The organism is Cedecea sp. NFIX57 (assembly GCF_900177785.1).
GTDB lineage: Bacteria > Pseudomonadota > Gammaproteobacteria > Enterobacterales > Enterobacteriaceae > Cedecea > Cedecea neteri_C.
The window spans coordinates 14,045-29,615 of the sequence record NZ_FXAS01000019.1 but is presented as its reverse complement, the minus strand read 5'-3'; the positions used below and the strand labels follow the sequence as shown (position 1 = coordinate 29,615).

General features: G+C 57.2%; 16 protein-coding genes. 8 read left to right on the top strand and 8 right to left on the bottom strand.

The genetic code is table 11. From position 1 onward, the window contains the following. Positions 1-124: 124 nt before the first annotated feature. The gene (gene glnP, locus B9Y90_RS16710) at positions 125-784 is read left to right on the top strand and encodes a glutamine ABC transporter permease GlnP (protein ID WP_008461026.1); all 660 of its coding nucleotides are present in this window, start codon (positions 125-127) and stop codon (positions 782-784) included. Then, a complete protein-coding gene (glnQ, locus tag B9Y90_RS16705; RefSeq protein ID WP_008461025.1) occupies positions 781-1,503 on the top strand; it encodes a glutamine ABC transporter ATP-binding protein GlnQ in 723 nt (240 codons plus the stop codon). Before glnP ends, glnQ begins: the two co-directional genes overlap by 4 nt. Before the next feature lie 56 nt (positions 1,504-1,559). Here the strand turns inward: glnQ and rlmF are convergent, their stop codons facing one another. Further along, positions 1,560-2,501, bottom strand: a complete 942-nt coding sequence (rlmF, locus tag B9Y90_RS16700; RefSeq protein WP_085541941.1) for a 23S rRNA (adenine(1618)-N(6))-methyltransferase RlmF — start codon at positions 2,499-2,501, stop codon at positions 1,560-1,562. A 102-nt stretch (positions 2,502-2,603) separates the two neighbouring features. Here rlmF and B9Y90_RS16695 point away from each other — a divergent pair, with 102 nt between their 5' ends. The 5 genes from B9Y90_RS16695 (at position 2,604) to B9Y90_RS16675 (ending at position 7,583) form a co-directional block, all read left to right on the top strand. Beyond that, positions 2,604-3,230, top strand: coding sequence for a flavin reductase family protein (locus B9Y90_RS16695; protein ID WP_039291410.1), 627 nt, complete (start codon positions 2,604-2,606; stop codon positions 3,228-3,230). 181 nt (positions 3,231-3,411) lie between these two features. Then, on the top strand, positions 3,412-3,669 hold the full coding sequence (bhsA, locus tag B9Y90_RS16690; RefSeq protein ID WP_085541940.1) for a multiple stress resistance protein BhsA: 258 nt from the start codon (positions 3,412-3,414) through the stop codon (positions 3,667-3,669). Positions 3,670-3,861: 192 nt separating this feature from the next. Continuing rightward, a complete protein-coding gene (gene celB, locus B9Y90_RS16685) occupies positions 3,862-5,169 on the top strand; it encodes a PTS cellobiose transporter subunit IIC (protein ID WP_085541939.1) in 1,308 nt (435 codons plus the stop codon). Between the two features lie 6 nt (positions 5,170-5,175). Next, positions 5,176-6,144: a N(4)-(beta-N-acetylglucosaminyl)-L-asparaginase gene (locus B9Y90_RS16680; RefSeq protein WP_085541938.1), complete on the top strand. Its 969-nt coding sequence runs from the start codon at positions 5,176-5,178 to the stop codon at positions 6,142-6,144. Then, positions 6,141-7,583 carry a leucyl aminopeptidase gene (locus B9Y90_RS16675; RefSeq protein ID WP_085541937.1) on the top strand — a complete coding sequence of 481 codons (1,443 nt, stop codon included), beginning with the start codon at positions 6,141-6,143 and terminating at the stop codon, positions 7,581-7,583. Before B9Y90_RS16680 ends, B9Y90_RS16675 begins: the two co-directional genes overlap by 4 nt. 33 nt (positions 7,584-7,616) lie before the next feature. On the opposite strand, the gene B9Y90_RS16670 is transcribed toward B9Y90_RS16675, so the two are convergent. Then, a complete protein-coding gene (locus tag B9Y90_RS16670) occupies positions 7,617-8,450 on the bottom strand; it encodes a helix-turn-helix domain-containing protein (protein ID WP_085541936.1) in 834 nt (277 codons plus the stop codon). Between the two features lie 361 nt (positions 8,451-8,811). On the opposite strand from B9Y90_RS16670, the gene ybiJ reads away from it, so the two are divergent. Continuing rightward, on the top strand, positions 8,812-9,072 hold the full coding sequence (gene ybiJ, locus B9Y90_RS16665; RefSeq protein ID WP_008461011.1) for a DUF1471 family protein YbiJ: 261 nt from the start codon (positions 8,812-8,814) through the stop codon (positions 9,070-9,072). 130 nt (positions 9,073-9,202) lie between these two features. Here the strand turns inward: ybiJ and ybiB are convergent, their stop codons facing one another. From ybiB to B9Y90_RS16635, 6 genes are all read right to left on the bottom strand, one after another. Beyond that, on the bottom strand, positions 9,203-10,165 hold the full coding sequence (gene ybiB / locus B9Y90_RS16660; protein WP_039291403.1) for a DNA-binding protein YbiB: 963 nt from the start codon (positions 10,163-10,165) through the stop codon (positions 9,203-9,205). A gap of 14 nt (positions 10,166-10,179) precedes the next feature. Next, positions 10,180-12,339 (bottom strand): ATP-dependent DNA helicase DinG, encoded by a 2,160-nt coding sequence (dinG, locus tag B9Y90_RS16655; protein ID WP_085541935.1) that lies wholly within the window; start codon positions 12,337-12,339, stop codon positions 10,180-10,182. Between the two features lie 195 nt (positions 12,340-12,534). Then, positions 12,535-12,933 (bottom strand): CesT family type III secretion system chaperone, encoded by a 399-nt coding sequence (locus B9Y90_RS16650; protein ID WP_039291397.1) that lies wholly within the window; start codon positions 12,931-12,933, stop codon positions 12,535-12,537. A gap of 2 nt (positions 12,934-12,935) precedes the next feature. Further along, positions 12,936-14,315, bottom strand: a complete 1,380-nt coding sequence (locus tag B9Y90_RS16645) for a hypothetical protein (protein ID WP_085541934.1) — start codon at positions 14,313-14,315, stop codon at positions 12,936-12,938. 77 nt (positions 14,316-14,392) lie between these two features. After that, on the bottom strand, positions 14,393-15,028 hold the full coding sequence (xopG, locus tag B9Y90_RS16640; protein ID WP_085541933.1) for a XopG/HopH/AvrPtoH family type III secretion system effector: 636 nt from the start codon (positions 15,026-15,028) through the stop codon (positions 14,393-14,395). A 20-nt stretch (positions 15,029-15,048) separates the two neighbouring features. Then, entirely contained in the window at positions 15,049-15,531 is a 483-nt protein-coding gene (locus B9Y90_RS16635; RefSeq protein WP_176227881.1) for a CesT family type III secretion system chaperone, read from the bottom strand. Positions 15,532-15,571: the final 40 nt, after the last annotated feature.

Here is a 15,571-nt window from a genome sequence, read left to right as displayed (position 1 = left end):
TTCTAAGTATGAATAAGTTCTGAGGGGCGCCTTTCGCCCCTCTTATTATTAAACGCCTCTCACGCTGCCAGGCCCCGTCCTGAAAGCCCAAGAGGTGAATCACGGTAGACAACAGGAACACATCATGCAGTTTGACTGGAGCGCCATTTGGCCTGCAATTCCCATCTTGTTTGAAGGCGCTAAGATGACCCTATGGATTTCTATCCTGGGTCTTTGCGGCGGTTTAGTAATTGGTTTAGTGGCGGGCTTTGCTCGTACCTACGGCGGCTGGATTGCCAACCACGTAGCGCTTGTTTTCATCGAAGTGATTCGCGGCACGCCAATTGTGGTGCAGGTGATGTTTATCTACTTCGCCCTGCCGATGGCTTTTACCGATCTGCGTATCGATCCGTTCAGCGCGGCGGTCGTCACCATCATGATCAACTCCGGAGCCTACATCGCAGAAATCACCCGTGGTGCGGTGCTCTCTATTCATAAAGGGTTCCAGGAAGCGGGCCTTGCGCTTGGGCTATCAAAACGTGAAACCATCCGTCACGTCATTATGCCACTGGCACTGCGCCGTATGCTGCCGCCGCTGGGTAACCAGTGGATCATCAGCATCAAAGATACCTCGCTGTTCATCGTTATCGGTGTAGCAGAGCTGACTCGTCAGGGTCAGGAAATTATCGCCGGTAACTTCCGCGCGCTGGAGATTTGGAGCGCCGTTGCGGTCTTCTATCTGATTATTACCCTGGTGCTGAGCTTCGTGCTGCGTCGCCTTGAAAGAAGGATGAAAATCCTGTGATTGAATTTAAAAACGTTTCTAAGCACTTTGGCCAAACCCAGGTGCTGCACAATATTGACCTGAACATCAAACAGGGTGAAGTGGTGGTGATTATCGGGCCAAGCGGCTCCGGCAAATCGACCCTGCTGCGCTGCATCAACAAGCTGGAAGAGATCACCAGCGGTGACCTGATTGTTGACGGCCTGAAAGTGAACGATCCGAAGGTAGACGATCGCCTGATTCGTCAGGAAGCTGGCATGGTATTCCAGCAGTTCTATCTGTTCCCGCACCTGACGGCGCTGGAAAACGTCGCCTTCGGTCCGATTCGCGTCCGCGGCATGAAAAAAGATGCGGCTGAGAAGCTGGCGAAAGAGCTGCTGGCGAAAGTTGGCCTGGCGGAACGCGCGCATCACTATCCGTCAGAGCTTTCTGGTGGCCAGCAACAGCGTGTAGCCATTGCCCGTGCCCTTGCAGTGAAGCCGAAGATGATGCTGTTTGATGAGCCAACCTCGGCCCTCGACCCGGAACTGCGTCATGAAGTGCTGAAAGTAATGCAGGACCTGGCCGAAGAAGGCATGACCATGGTTATCGTTACCCACGAAGTTGGCTTTGCCGCGAAAGTGGCTTCTCGCCTGATCTTTATCGACAAAGGTCGCGTGGCGGAAGACGGCAACCCGCAAGAACTTATCGACAACCCACCGAGCCCGCGCCTGCGCGAGTTCCTGCAGCACGTCGCATAACGTTCTTCTCAGGCGGCAGGCCCGGTGCCTGCCGCCTGCTAACCCAACGGATTAACTTATTTCCCGCGAGTTTTCGCCCAGCGTGCACGCTGGGCATCATCCATAAAGCTCCAGGCGATGAAACGGCTCTGTTTTTGCCCCTGCGCCATCTCTTTTTTCACCACTTTCACCACGCCGTTTTCCTGCATCACGCGGTAGAGTGCAGGCAAGTTTTCGCCTTTTGAAACCAGCGACGTAAACCACAGCACCTGGCGACCAAACGCCTTACTTTCTTTGATCATCTGGCTAACGAAGGCCACTTCGCCGCCCTCGCACCACAGCTCCTGCTCGCGACCGCCAAAGTTCAGCGCGGCCCCTGCGTCCTGGCCAAGATTGCGGCGCTTACGCTCGCTGCCGCTGCGTGCCGCCTCAACTGAATCGTGGAACGGCGGATTACATAGCGTGGCATCATAGGTTTCATTTTTGTGGATAATGCCGTCCAGAATGCAGTCGGCATTTTTCTGGCGACGAAGGCGGATCATGCGGCTAAGCCCTGGATTGCCGTCTACAATTTGCTGCGCGCTGCGAAACGCATCGCCGTCCAGCTCGGAGCCGGTAAAACGCCAGCCGTATTCGTGCTGCCCGATGAGCGGATAAATGCAGTTTGCGCCGACGCCGACATCCAGGACGGAAGCCTGGGCAGGCACCACGCCGCCGTTGCCTTCCGCCAGCAGATCGGCCAGATGGTGAATATAATCCGCCCGTCCCGGCACCGGTGGGCAAAGGAACCCTTCGGGGATATCCCACTGCTTAACCTGATAAAAATGCGCCAACAGCGCCTGGTTCAGCGCCTTCACCGCCAGCGGATTTGCGAAATCAACGGTTGTGTCGCCGTGTGGCCCCGGGCGTAAAAACTCGGCCAGCGCCGGGCTGCTCGCGGTTAATGCGGCAAAGTCATAGCGGCTACGGTGACGGTTACGCGGATGCAAACCAGGCTTGGTGTCGGCAGGGGTTTTCATTGGGGGCTTCTCCTTGTGTGGGCGCGTAAGATACTCTGCTCTCCGCGTCGGGTAAATACATCGCTGACGATTTGACCTTTCCAACATGAATTCAGGTGCGTAATGAGTAAAAAACGTTATTACTACGAGCCCTCGGAAGGCCACGGTTTACCACACGATCCGCTGAACGCCATTGTCGGGCCGCGCCCTATCGGCTGGATCTCCTCCTGCAACCTGCAGGGCCAGCGCAACCTCGCGCCCTACAGTTTCTTTAACTGCTTTAACTATCGTCCACCGATCATTGGTTTTTCCAGCACCGGCTGGAAAGACAGCGTCCAGAATATCCTCGACACCAAAGAATTCGTCTGGAACCTGGCCACGCGCCCGCTGGCAGAACGGATGAATGAAACCTCCGTCACGCTCCCCAGAGGAGAAGATGAGTTCCTGCGAGCTGGCCTGACTCCGATTGCAGGCACGAAGGTCAGCGCAAGCCTGGTGGCAGAAAGCCCGGTCAATTTTGAATGCCGCCTGTCGCAGTGTATTCGCCTGACCTCTGCCGACGGCGACGAGCTGAACAGCTGGCTAGTGCTGGGGGAAGTGGTTGCCGTGCACATCGATGAACACTTGCTCATCGACGGTATTTACCAGACCGCACTGGCGCAACCCGTGCTGCGGGCCGGAGGGCCAACCGCTTATTACACGGTTGATGAATCGCAGCGTTTTGACCTGGTTCGCCCCGACGCGCGCTAAACCAACAATATCAGCCACCTACATGTCTGTTTTTTGTCAGTTTTAGGTCAAGTTTTATCGTTCAAAAAACACGCACAAGTCCATCAATTTTTTGCGTCATTGTCTGTGCCAAGGGGAACTAGACTGTAATTGTCAGACAACAAAAAGGTGTTTTGCTCTCAACGCTCAAGAGGATGTAAAGATGAAAAAACTGCTGTATTTCTCTGCGGTTATCTCTCTTGCTGCACTGCCTTTTGCCTCCATGGCAGCCCAGGAAATGAGTGACGCAAACCTTAGCCAAATGCGACCCATCGGCACCGTAACGGCCAAAGCTAGCAACCTTGACGATCTGCAGGCCAAACTGGCGGAAAAAGCCAAAGAACAGGGTGCAACCGGCTATGTGATTAACTCCGCCGGCGGCGATAACCACCTGTACGGGACCGCCACTATCTACAAATAGCCCGCCCTTCGGCTCACATAATGCCCTGCTTTGCGGGGCATTTTTATTGCACTTTTCCTCTAAAATAATTTAAGCAATCATATGATACTTATATGACTCATCTGTGAATTAACTCACTTTATTCGCCCCGAACAACCACTAAGGTAGAGGCACGCAAGAATTGTCTCTTGTGATTACTTTCGGAGCGGTAAAATGAAAAACCTGATGGCCGCATTAGAAGCCCGGCTGATGCCCCTGGCTGCCAAAATGGCGCAACAGCGCCACCTCGGCGCCATTCGCGACGCCTATATCTCGTTCATGCCGTTTATTATCGTTGGTTCCATTCTGCTGGTGATCTCGTCCTTCCCAAGCACCCATTACCAGCAGTTTATGGCTTCTGTTTTTGGTGAGGGGTGGTCTACCACCGTTGAAATCCCCTTTAACGCCATCTTCTCTACGATGGCGGTGTTTATCAGTTTTCTGGTGGCCTACCGGCTGGCAGAACGCTACAACATCGACAGAATGTCGTCGGGCATTTTGTCCCTCTCCTGCTTTCTGATCCTCACGCCTTTCGCTAAGCACCCGGACATCGGCAATATTATCCCAATGGAATGGCTGGGATCGAAGGGGCTGTTTGTGGCGATGTTAGGCGCGCTGGCAAGCACGGAGCTTTTTGCCTGGATGCTGCGCCAGAACTGGGTGATCAAAATGCCGGATGGCGTCCCACCGGCGGTGCAGAAATCCTTTGCCGCGCTCATTCCGTCGCTGCTGATTCTGATTATCGCGCTGGCGGTTCGCGTGCTGTTCGCCAAAACCGACTACCACACCATTCACCAGTTCGTGTATGAAGTGCTGGCGACGCCTATTCGCCACTTCGGCACCTCTTACATTGGCGCGCTGTTCACCTGCTTCAGCATCACCAGCCTGTGGTCGGTGGGCATTAACTCCGGCTCGATGGTCAACGGCATCCTTCGCCCCTTCTGGATGGAAAACCAAATGGATAACCTGGCCGCTACGCAGGCCGGGATGCCGCCGCCACACGTAGTCACGGAACAGTTCTACGACATGATCTGGATGGGCGGCGCGGGCGCTACATTGTCTCTGGTGATTGCTATGCTGCTTTTTGCCCGCAGCCAGCATATCAAAAACGTTTCGCGCCTGGCCGTCGGCTCCTCCATCTTCAACATTAACGAGCCGGTGCTCTTTGGCCTGCCGGTCATCATGAACCCCGTCATGCTGATCCCGTTCAACCTTGTGCCGCTGGTGCTGGTCACCGTGCAGTACATCGCGATGTCCATCGGCATGGTAGCCACCACCACCGGGGTGTATATCCCCTGGACGCTGCCGCCGGTGTTAAGCGGATTTATCGTCACCGGCCACCTGAGCGGCGCGGTTATCCAGATAATCAACCTGTGCATCGGGGCGCTGATTTATCTGCCGTTCCTGAAAGTGGTCGACCGGCAATATCGGGCCAATGAATCACCGGCTCAAGTGACTGAACGTAAACCCGCCACGGAGTAGTTAAACATGACGTTAGCAGCAAACTGGGGAACGATCGCCACCTGGCGTATGGCATGGGAAGGGATAGGCGAAGCCGCTGAACGCCTGCAGCAAGGCAGTTCGGCGAGCGATGCCGTCGTGCACGCGGTTAAATGCGTGGAAGATTATCCCTTCTATAAATCGGTCGGTTATGGCGGCCTGCCGAATGAGCAAGGCGAAGTCGAACTCGATGCAGCCTTTATGGACGGGACCAGCCTCGCGCTCGGTGCCGTCGCCGGGGTGAAAAACATCGCCAACCCGATTCTGGTGGCCAAAGCCCTGAGCGAAGAGCGGTTCAACAGTTTTATGGTCGGCCAGGGCGCCGAAGTCTGGGCTAAAGACCGGGGCTTCGAAAGCAAAACCATGCTGACCGAGCGTGCGTACAACCATTACCTGAAGCGTAAGCGAGAAACGCTGGATCGCGGCTTAAGCCCGTATACCGGGCACGACACAGTGGGCGTTATCGCCCTCGACGACCAGAAACGAATGTCGGTCGCCACCTCTACCAGCGGCCTCTTTATGAAACGCCCTGGCCGGGTGGGCGACTCACCGGTCTCCGGCTCCGGCTTCTACGCCGACAGCGAAGTGGGTGCCGCGACGGCGACGGGCCTCGGGGAAGACCTGATGAAAGGCTGTATCAGCTATGAAATCGTCAGCCGCATGGCGCGCGGCATGTCGCCCCAGCGTGCGGCTGAGTCCGCCGTGTACGATCTTGAAGTCCGGCTAATTGCCCGCTATGGCCGGGCAGGCGACCTGTCCGTCGTCTGCATGAACAACCGGGGCGAATACGGCGCGGCGACAACCATCGACAACTTCTCCTTCTCTGTTGCCACCCCGGCGCAACCCGCCCAGGTGTTTCTTACCACCCGGGACGGCAACCGCACGGTCATCCGCCCGGCAGACAGCGAGTGGCTGGACGCCTATAAGCAACGCATCACTGCGGAGGTAATCCAATGAAATGTATACTCGTTTCGCCCGATGCAGCCTTTAACAACGCCCATCTTATCTTGTGGGACACCTCGCTAAGCCGCTGGCCAAATGCGCTTCAGCCCTTGCTGGAAGAGATGTCTGCCCACGATGAGCCGCAAACAACCATCTTTGGTTTACAGGGTATTTGTGAGCGGCTGTCGCTGCTGCCTTCAGCAGAAATAGCTCAACCCGCCGTGCTTCGCCAGCTGCTTTCTGCCGTTGAAACGCTGCTGCCCTCCCCTGTTTTGCAGCCCGTTGCACTGGATCTTGCTGGCTTTAATCTGGCGGATGAAACCACGTTTATTCGCCTGCGCACGCTGCTAATTGCCCTTCTCAACCGCTTCTATCAGCTGCCGCAGCTGGGCTATCGCGAAGACGAGCGGCAAAGCAATGGCGAACTGTGGCTGATTACAGAACCCAACAATGCGCTGGCTCGCCGTCTTGCTTCCCAGGCCGAAGCCATCGCCCAGGGCATGCTGCTCTCTCGCCAGCTGGCGGATTTGCCCGCGCTGGATTGCCGCCCGCAGGATGTGGCACTGCAGGCAGAAACCTGGGCCAGCCAGCACCCGCAAACCCAGTGTGAGATTCTGGATGAGCAGGCTATTTTTGACCACGGCCTCGGCTGCCTGCACGCCACGGGTAAAGGCAGCGTCAACCCTCCCCGGCTGGTGACGCTACGCTGGCAGGGTGCCCACGAAGAATCGCCGGTATATGCTCTCATAGGGAAAGGGATCACCTTTGATACCGGCGGCATGTGGCTGAAAGAAGGCGAAGGCATGCGCACCATGAAATACGACATGTGCGGTGCGGCGGTGGTATTCGGCATGATGGAAACGGTGAAGCGCCTTAACCTGCCCATTAACGTCGTGGCCGTTATGGCGCTGGCGGAAAACATGCCCGGCAGCACAGCAATGATGCCGGGTGACGTCGTGCGCTCCCACGCAGGTGCCAGCGTGGAAATCATTAATACCGATGCCGAAGGCCGACTGGTTCTCGCCGACGCGCTCAGCTATGCCGCAGCACGTTTTAAGCCCGCCGAAATGATTGACGTTGCCACGCTGACCGGCGCGGTAGTCAAAGCGCTGGGCTACGATATTTCAGGGTTGATGAGTAACAATGAAGCCCTAAGCCAGCGCCTGCAGCAGGCTGGTAGCCTGACCCAGGATCGCGTCTGGCCGCTGCCGCTGGACGAAAGCTTTGACGGCCAGGTCAAAAGTGCGATTGCCGACTACACCAACACGCCGCCCAACAACGCCGCCATTGCGGTATCCGCCGCCCAGTTCCTGAGTAAGTTCTGCCACCAGCGTCCGTGGGCGCATCTGGACGTCAGCGGTACCACGCTGTCGCGTGGAAAATTCACCCAGGCCAGCGGCCGTCCCGCGCATTTGCTGACGCAGTATTTCCTGTCTCTGTGTGAGGGGAAATAGCGTTGCCATGAATTAAGCGCCCGAAGGGGCGCTCTAACGATTGGGATGATGAAGCTTCAACCACGCCTCAGGCGTCAGGTTCTTCAGCCGGCTGCGGATAATCCTTTTATTGAGCAGATCTTCAAACTCCAGCAGCACGGCCCCCAGCCCCAGCCGCTTATCAAAGCGCTCGCCGTTCAGTAGCGTCTCCAGCGGCTGCTGGTAGTTGCCCTGCCCGGCTTTTTCCAGCCAGGCTTCCTGCTCCGCGGCCTGTAAAGGTACATCCAGCGCTCCGGCAAGCTTCTGCGTAAACGGGCAGGATTTCGCCGTTAAGGAAAGCACGGCCAGCGGCAACCCTTCCCGTAGAAAACCCACCAGCGGCTCAGGCACCTCTTCACTGCCGCGCTCACGCAGCGCAACGGCCATATACCCCGAGGTTCTTTCGCTGAACACCAGCAGTTCACCTTGCTTATGGCTAATGATTTCCGGCAGCGGGAAGCTATCCAGCACAATATGACCCGGCGTCTGGCTGAGCGTCGGCTTAGTCATGCGCGACTGCTGCCAGTTTTGCAGCATACGGCTGACGCTTGCGCGGGAAATCCCCTGCTGAATCAGCAAACGAGCGGCTTCGAGAAGTTCATCCAGGGAAAGCGCCAGGCGTAGCCGCAGGAATACCAGCATCGATTCCTGCTCGTGGCTTAACGCCCGATGGATAGTATTCGGTCGGTGAGATTTGTCGTAACAGTCGTCGCGTTTACGCCAGCGCCGAACGGTATCGACCGAAATGTTCAGCTCCTCCGCCAGCTCGCCGTCCGTTTTCGTTGACTCCTGAATGTACTTTCGCGTACGCGGCGTTGTTGTGGCGTTGGAGTGCAGCTTTATCTCCATCGAACCTCATCCGTCGGGTTAAAAAGGAAAGACCACAGTATAAAAGCTTCCCCGCCAGCTTACTGCGCAAATCATCAACATCAGGCTGAAAAAGAGGCGCAAGCGATTGCTCATCAGGTAAGACCAGCGTTGACAAAAAGAGTAGCAAAATGTGCGCAAACTAAGTGTTTCCAGGGTTAACGTCACGCAGTGAAACTATTCACCCCGTAATCACTATTTATTTCAATACGTTATAACTAATTCAATTTTTTTGATTAAGGTCGTCAATTCTCTTCGATTTATTCTTCCGCAGAAAAGTGTGACCATAATCACATCGACGGAACAACGTCACCTTAACAGAACAACCTGCGAGAATTTAGCCATGAAAACCATCAAATATGCTGTAGCTGCAATTGCTCTTTCTACTCTGTCTTTCGGTGCTTTCGCTGCCCAATCCGTAAACGAAGCCCAGGCGCAGAACCTGAATAAAATTGGCGTTGTTTCCGCCACTGGCGCAACAACTCTGGACGGCCTGGAAGCAAAACTGGCCGCTAAAGCAGAAGCCGCCGGCGCAAGCTCTTACGCGATCACCTCTGCTAACACCGAAGGCCAAATGAGCGGCACCGCGGTTATCTACAAATAATCCCGCGCTCAAGTCATACCCTCATCAAGGCTGGTACCCTCATCGGCCTTGATTGCACTACCCTTGTTTAACCCTGATGTTACCCTTGTTTGCCCGCGATGCCTGTCGCGGGCTTTTTTTTGTTTAGTATTCAGAAAACTTCGGCAACCCGCGCCAGGCCGGCCTCAAGCGTTGCAGCCTCTCCGGTGGCAACCAGGCAACAGGCCATCTGAATTTTCAGCGACTGCGGCACCGGCTCAACGCCCGCCACGCAGCGCTCAATCCAGCGGGCGGTAACTTCAGGATCTTTGCCTGATGGCAGCGCAACACCTTCATGTTCGGCTTGCCGCTCGCTCACGATACGGGTGCCCTGCCCATCAATCAGCGTTATTTGCGGGCAGCGCAGCGGGTTGGCATACACTTCACCTTCCGTGCCGTGCATTAACAGCCCACGCCCGCCGATATCCGCAAAAAACTTCGCCACTTTCGGGACATATTCCGGGTGAGAAACGCTCGCCAAACGCAGCGCGGCATTCTCCTCAAACGGGGTGGCCAGTTTCGCCAGTGTGTGCGCGCTGTTACGTACGCCCATACGCCAGCGCATAGCCAGCTGATTTTCCATCGGCGGGCAAAGCGCGCCGATCGGCAGATAGACGGGATGATGAGATTCAAGCTTCGCCTGCGCCTGCCCGGCATGGCGGGTCGGCTCAATGCCCAGCAGCGTAAAAATAGTTTCCGTCAGCACTCGGGTGGGATCTTCACTCACGCCGTGAACCACAACGGGGTAGCCAAGTTTGTTGAGCAAAAGCGCGAGCAACGGCGTGAGGTTAGCCTGCTTGCGGGCGCCGTTATAGGAAGGAATGACAATCGGCATCGGCTTGCCAGAAGGCGGCGTGAGCGTAATGACATGCTGCTTCATCGCCTCATAAAAACCGAGCATCTCCGCTTCGCCTTCGCCCTTAATACGCAGGGCAATCAGCACCCCGCCCAGCTCAAGCTCAGGCACTTCGCCCTTCAGCATGTGGCTATACAGCCCTCGCGCGGTATCAAAATCGAGATCTCTGGCGTGGTTTTTCCCACGACCAATTTCTTTAATGATTTTGCGATAGTCCATTCAGACTCTCCTTGCTATTTCTTGCTCACACGTTTGCGCCGTACAGTGTGTTTCGGCGTCGTTATTATCACTTTTGCTTCCGGCGCGTCGGGCTGTTCAATCGGGAACACCGGCAGCGCGGCCAGCAGACGCTCGCCGTAGCGTTTACTCAGCAGGCGGCGGTCGTAAATGACTATCTCACCATAGCAGGCGTGGCTGCGAATTAAACGCCCAACTTGTTGAATCAGATTAAAAGAGGCGCTGGGTAAACTCTGCACTTCAAAAGGATAGCGGTTGAGACTTTTCAGCCACTCCCCTTCGGTAACCACCACCGGGCTGTCTACCGGCGGGAAGGCAATCTTATGAATGTGCACCTGGGTCAGCAGTTCGCCTTTCAGATCCAGCCCTTCGGCAAAAGATTGCAGGCCAATCAGCACGCTGGTTTCCCCGGCCTGAACGCGCTGGCGATGCAGCTCCACCAGCCGGTAACGGGGCTGATCGCCCTGCACCAGCAGCATCAGCCGCAGATCGGTAACGTGGGTTAAAAACTGCTGCATGGCGCGGCCGCTGGCGAACAGCACCAGCATCGCTTTATGTTCGCCTTTCGCCAGCTGCGCCCTGAAGAAGGCGGCCATCTCGGCAATGTGCTGCGCCTCGTGCTCCATCAGCGGCTCAAAGCGCATTTTGGGGATAACGATTTTCCCCTGCTCAATATGGTTAAACGGCGAGTCCAGATGGATAAACCGGTCGCCCGCTTTCTCGCGCAGGCCGCTCATCTCCTGCAGGCGGTCAAAGCGGTTGAGCGAGCGCAGCGTGGCGGAGGTCACAATCACATGCGGCACTTTGCGCCAGAGCATTTTCTCCAGCTGATCGCTGACGCGGATCCCCACGCAGTGGAAGAACAGATGCGGCTGCCCCTCGCGGATTTCGCGCGTAACCCACTTTGACACCGGCGCGCCGGAAGCCTGCTCCATCGCCGCCAGCTTCCACAGCTTACTCTGCGCTTCAAAGAAGCCTAACGCCCGGTTCATTTGCAGCAGAGCCCGGTGCAAACGCACGATATCGTGGCTGGCCGTTTTTTCGCTAAGATCGTTAAGCAACGCTTCCGACAGGCCACGCAGCGCCTCCATCAGTTTCGCGAGGCGCTGGCAAATCACCATGATCTCTTCGGGCAGGACGCCCATTTCAAAGCGGTGTTCGCCTTCCCGTTCCCCCGGCAGCCAAAGGCTAACGATCGCGTTAAACGACTGCAGCAGCTCGTACACTTCGTCGCAGTGATTGGTCAGGCGTTCCGGCACGGTCAGCGGCGGTGGACTTTTGGGCCGGAACTGCGCCATGCAGGTTTCCACCAGCTTGCTGAACAGGTCGAGCTGCAGGCGGCTGTAGCCTGGCGTTATCTCCGCGCTCATCTCCAGCGCGTCACGGGCTACGTCCGCCAGATGATGGCCTTCGTCCAGCACCAGCAGCAGATTTTTCGCCTCCGGCAGCACCGCATCGCTTTCCAGCGCCGCCATCACCAGCGCGTGGTTAGCCACGACCACTTCCGCCTCGTCGATTTCCCGGCGCGCCACAAAGAACGGGCACTCTTTATACCAGTGGCAGTTTCGCCCCAGACAGCTGGCTTTGTCGGTGCTTAGCCGCCGCCAGAGATTGTCGTCAATCGCCTCATCGGTGTGATCCCGCAGTCCGTCCCATTTATAGCCGTCGAGGCTGGCTTTAAGTTTGGCGCAGCGCTGCTGTTCGGCTTTGCTGGTAGGCGACATCTCATCGTCCAGAAACGCCAGCAGATCGCCCTGCGTAAAATTGTCGGTCGCCAGAGCGGCCAGGTTGCGCGGGCACACATAACGCCCACGCCCAAAGGCGGCGGTAAACTTCAGGTCGGGAATGATTTTGCGCAGCAGCGGCAGGTCTTTGCTGTAAATCTGGTCCTGCAGCGCTACGTTGGCGGTGCTGACCACCAGGGTTTTTTGATCCCCTCTGGCAATAGCAATGCCGGGGATCAGGTAAGAGAGGGTTTTGCCGACGCCGGTCGGCGCTTCAATAGCCAGGTGCCGCCCTTCTTCACCGGCAAGGGTCTTCGCCACCTCGGCGATCATCTGCCGCTGAGGCGCTCGCGGAATAAAATCCGGAATCTGCTGCTGTAACGCCTTATACCAGGCACCGATTTGCGCTTTTTGCGCCGACGACAAAGCCATAACTTCACTTCTTTCTCTGAATAATTTAAGTCACAGAACTGCGTCTGTGGCCCGAATTATGACGAGATACTGTATAAACAGCCACTATTGTTTTACTTTTACTCCCCTGACCCTGCCGTTTTTTGCCTCTTCTGGGAGGTGCATTCAGAAAAACGTTTTAACCGCACAGGGGCGGCTAAAACGTGGAGACCGCTATTACACTAACCACGCGGCCAGCTTTTCGGCCTGCTGCGCAAAACGGTTAAACAGCCGCTTCAGCACTTCCGGCTCCAGTTGATGGAACGGCAGGCTACTCCACTGCACAACCTGCTGCTGGTCGGGCAGCAGCCCGGTGAGCACCGGGGGATAATCCATCCCCAGCAAATTGGCCTGCAGCAGCACCGTGAGTGTGTCGGTGTCGCTAAGTCGGGTAGGTTGAACGGGCAACATGCAGCTCAGCAGCAGGTGCCCAACCGGAGATTCGCTGATCTCCAGCGTCACGCCCTCGCCAAGCTCAACGGAATAGCCTTCTGCATTCTCAAGCTCGACTCTTTGCCCAAGCTCATCGGTCAACAGCGGCTGCAAAATTTGCGCTAATTTTGAAGGTGCGGGCATCGTTAGTTACCTATAATTCGCCGGAAAGCGGCAGTGACTGAGTTAGAGCGAGGCCGCGTCCGGGTCGGGGCTGGCGCGGTGCCATAGACATCAGGCGGGATAACAGGCGGCTCACGGTAAACCGGTCGGCTTGCCATCGGGTGCACAGGCGCGTGGGCGTACATCGGCGACGGGCCATAGCTGTAAACCGGTGCGGCGGCTGGCGGCGGGCCATAGCTGTAAACCGGCGCGGCTGCAGGCGGCGGGCCGTAGTTGAACGCGGGGCCATGACCCGGCAGCGGAACCGTGCTGTACATCCCTCCCGGCGCGGGAGGCGGTGGGGCATAAATCGGCACCGGGGCCGGGCGAATATCTACGGAGTTTGTCCGGCGGCGAGGCGCTGCGGGTGGGACTGCATTGGATGCCGTTCTCGGACGACGACCACGGGAAGACGATTCTGCGGCGAACGATTCCGTGCGCTGACGAGGCCTGTCGTTACTGGTGAACGTGGGCGCAGGTGTTCCTCGCTGCTGCGCATCTGCCGCCGCCTGAGGCCCGATCATTCGGGAGCGCATCTGCCCGACGGACAGCGACTGGTCAAAATGCTGCACAACGCCGCGGCTGTCAGTGCCATCGTACTGAATTCCCAGGTTATTGGAGGCGTGACGCTGCACGTATCCCGGCCCCGCTGCCACCGAGTCCCGCAGTTTTTCAGGGCTAAGCTTGGCGAGTTTTGGCGCAGCCTTGCGGAACGCTTTATCCACTTCCGCCTGCGTTGCTTTCTCGCCTCGCAGCAGTTTCTCGCGGACATCATCGTCCCGGTGGCCAACAGGGTACGTATGCAGTACGTGATAACTGTCGCCGAATTTCGCGTCTTCTATCCGCATCGCCCGGCCAAATTCCGGCCAGGGGTCCGACACCACAGACCGCCCGTTTTCCCGCGGATCGCCGATGATCACAAAGGCGTGGTCGACGTCACGGTTATGCACCACAGAAACCGGCTGTTTGACGCGGGTGTTCGCCAGTAATAACGCATTCACCGCCGCCATTTCGCCGCAGTTGCCCGCCCGAAACTTAGAGGCTTCCCAGGCACGCACGGTGTAGTCCCCGTTACCCGTTCCCTTCTGCGACAGAAGCGTTCGCTTATAGGATTCGGCCATCGTGGCACGAACGTGGTTCTTTTGGTTGCCCGACCCCATGTCCAGAATGCGCCAGGTATCATCTATTGCCTTATTGGCGTAATAGAGCGCGTCCGCCCGGCGCGACGACACGTTCACGGTGCAATCGAAATGCTGAGTGTTATTAGGCTCCAGCGCGAGGCGCATGGAGACCCGTCGGTTTGAGTTACCGCTTATCAGGCCAGGATCGACCCGCAGGCTGGTATCAACGTTGTTTAACGGCATGATATCTCCCCACTTTAGTTGTTACGTCAACAGGTTATGTGGGGAGAGCGGCGCGATGGTTCCTGCTGCGGAAGAATTTACCCTGCGGCGTACTGCCCGCGCAGCGGCAGGCCGTGCTCCTGGCGAATACCGTTTTCGGACAGCGCTTCGCCCGCATACTTGCCGATGCCCACCGCGCGGGATTCCTCCTGCCCGGCCGGCGAGCCCGTATCGTAGCGGTCGGAAGTCCCTCCGGTGTATGTCCCTTTCATCATGCGGTAGCCGTGAACCAGCTCATGGGCAAGCGACACAAAAGCCAGCGAAGGATCGTCCAGCAGGCTTGGGCGGCCATGGGCGTCAATAGCCACGGACTGCCGCGGGTTCCAGTCGACGCTGACGCTGGTCCCCTCGCCTTTCTTACCGAGCGGCTGTTTTTGGGCTAATTGCGTCGCTTTTTTATTGTGCGCCTTATCGTATTCGCTGCCGGGGAGGTGAAACCGACGAACCTGAGAGTCGGTCAACACCGGGCGGGCCACCGTATTCGCCATCGCCGTCACCTTCACTTTAACGAACCGCCCCTGGGTGCTGAGATTACGCAGTTCATCCACCAGGCTTCGGCCATTGGGCCGGCTGAGCAGCTTATGCAAAGCGCTTTCGGCAGCGAGATAATCTTCCGGGCGGTGATATTCAATGGCGATATGTGGTGCAACATTACTGGCAGAAATCGTACTCATCTTTTCTCCTTGGTGGGGCGTTAACGTCGCAGCATCAGCGCTTCAATCTGGCGGCGCTGCAGCCGGTCTTTTTCTGCCTCTGGCGTTGCCTGGCGCTCGCGCGGCGAGGCAGGCTGGCACCAGCGGCCAATCACCGACAGCGTCCAGCTCAAACGCTCCAACAAGGGAAGCAGCGTGTCGAGGTACAGCTCGTCCAGCGGCAAAGCCGCCCAGACCACCAGCTGCGCACGGTCTTTGTCGGCAGCAACGGTGATGGCCGGCCGCTGGTCAATGTTCAGATTGGCCTGTAACAGCTCGAGAAGCAGCGCCTCGCCGGGATTGTCCGGCAGCGCCAGCAGGCCCATCATTGCCAGCGTCAGGTTTTCCGTTAGCTCCAGGAAAACCTGCTGGCCGCCGTCGAGGGTTAACGAGTAGTAGCCCTGGGCGTTGAACACCATGCCGGGGGCATTCAGCTGTTTAAACAGCGGCTGGAGTTTGTGGTAAAGCCGCTCGGCAATCACCATGATTTCACCTGTCTCAGTGAGGAACATGGGGCGTAAGTGG

Bases quoted from the DNA above. Each gene is read 5' to 3' on its own strand.
- glnP (WP_008461026.1), top strand. From the start codon at position 125: ATGCAGTTTGACTGGAGCGCCATTTGGCCTGCAATTCCCATCTTGTTT.
- rlmF (WP_085541941.1), bottom strand. From the start codon at position 2,501: ATGAAAACCCCTGCCGACACCAAGCCTGGTTTGCATCCGCGTAACCGT.
- B9Y90_RS16695 (WP_039291410.1), top strand. From the start codon at position 2,604: ATGAGTAAAAAACGTTATTACTACGAGCCCTCGGAAGGCCACGGTTTA.
- bhsA (WP_085541940.1), top strand. From the start codon at position 3,412: ATGAAAAAACTGCTGTATTTCTCTGCGGTTATCTCTCTTGCTGCACTG.
- celB (WP_085541939.1), top strand. From the start codon at position 3,862: ATGAAAAACCTGATGGCCGCATTAGAAGCCCGGCTGATGCCCCTGGCT.
- B9Y90_RS16680 (WP_085541938.1), top strand. From the start codon at position 5,176: ATGACGTTAGCAGCAAACTGGGGAACGATCGCCACCTGGCGTATGGCA.
- B9Y90_RS16675 (WP_085541937.1), top strand. From the start codon at position 6,141: ATGAAATGTATACTCGTTTCGCCCGATGCAGCCTTTAACAACGCCCAT.
- B9Y90_RS16670 (WP_085541936.1), bottom strand. From the start codon at position 8,450: ATGGAGATAAAGCTGCACTCCAACGCCACAACAACGCCGCGTACGCGA.
- ybiJ (WP_008461011.1), top strand. From the start codon at position 8,812: ATGAAAACCATCAAATATGCTGTAGCTGCAATTGCTCTTTCTACTCTG.
- ybiB (WP_039291403.1), bottom strand. From the start codon at position 10,165: ATGGACTATCGCAAAATCATTAAAGAAATTGGTCGTGGGAAAAACCAC.
- dinG (WP_085541935.1), bottom strand. From the start codon at position 12,339: ATGGCTTTGTCGTCGGCGCAAAAAGCGCAAATCGGTGCCTGGTATAAG.
- B9Y90_RS16650 (WP_039291397.1), bottom strand. From the start codon at position 12,933: ATGCCCGCACCTTCAAAATTAGCGCAAATTTTGCAGCCGCTGTTGACC.
- B9Y90_RS16645 (WP_085541934.1), bottom strand. From the start codon at position 14,315: ATGCCGTTAAACAACGTTGATACCAGCCTGCGGGTCGATCCTGGCCTG.
- xopG (WP_085541933.1), bottom strand. From the start codon at position 15,028: ATGAGTACGATTTCTGCCAGTAATGTTGCACCACATATCGCCATTGAA.
- B9Y90_RS16635 (WP_176227881.1), bottom strand. From the start codon at position 15,531: ATGGTGATTGCCGAGCGGCTTTACCACAAACTCCAGCCGCTGTTTAAA.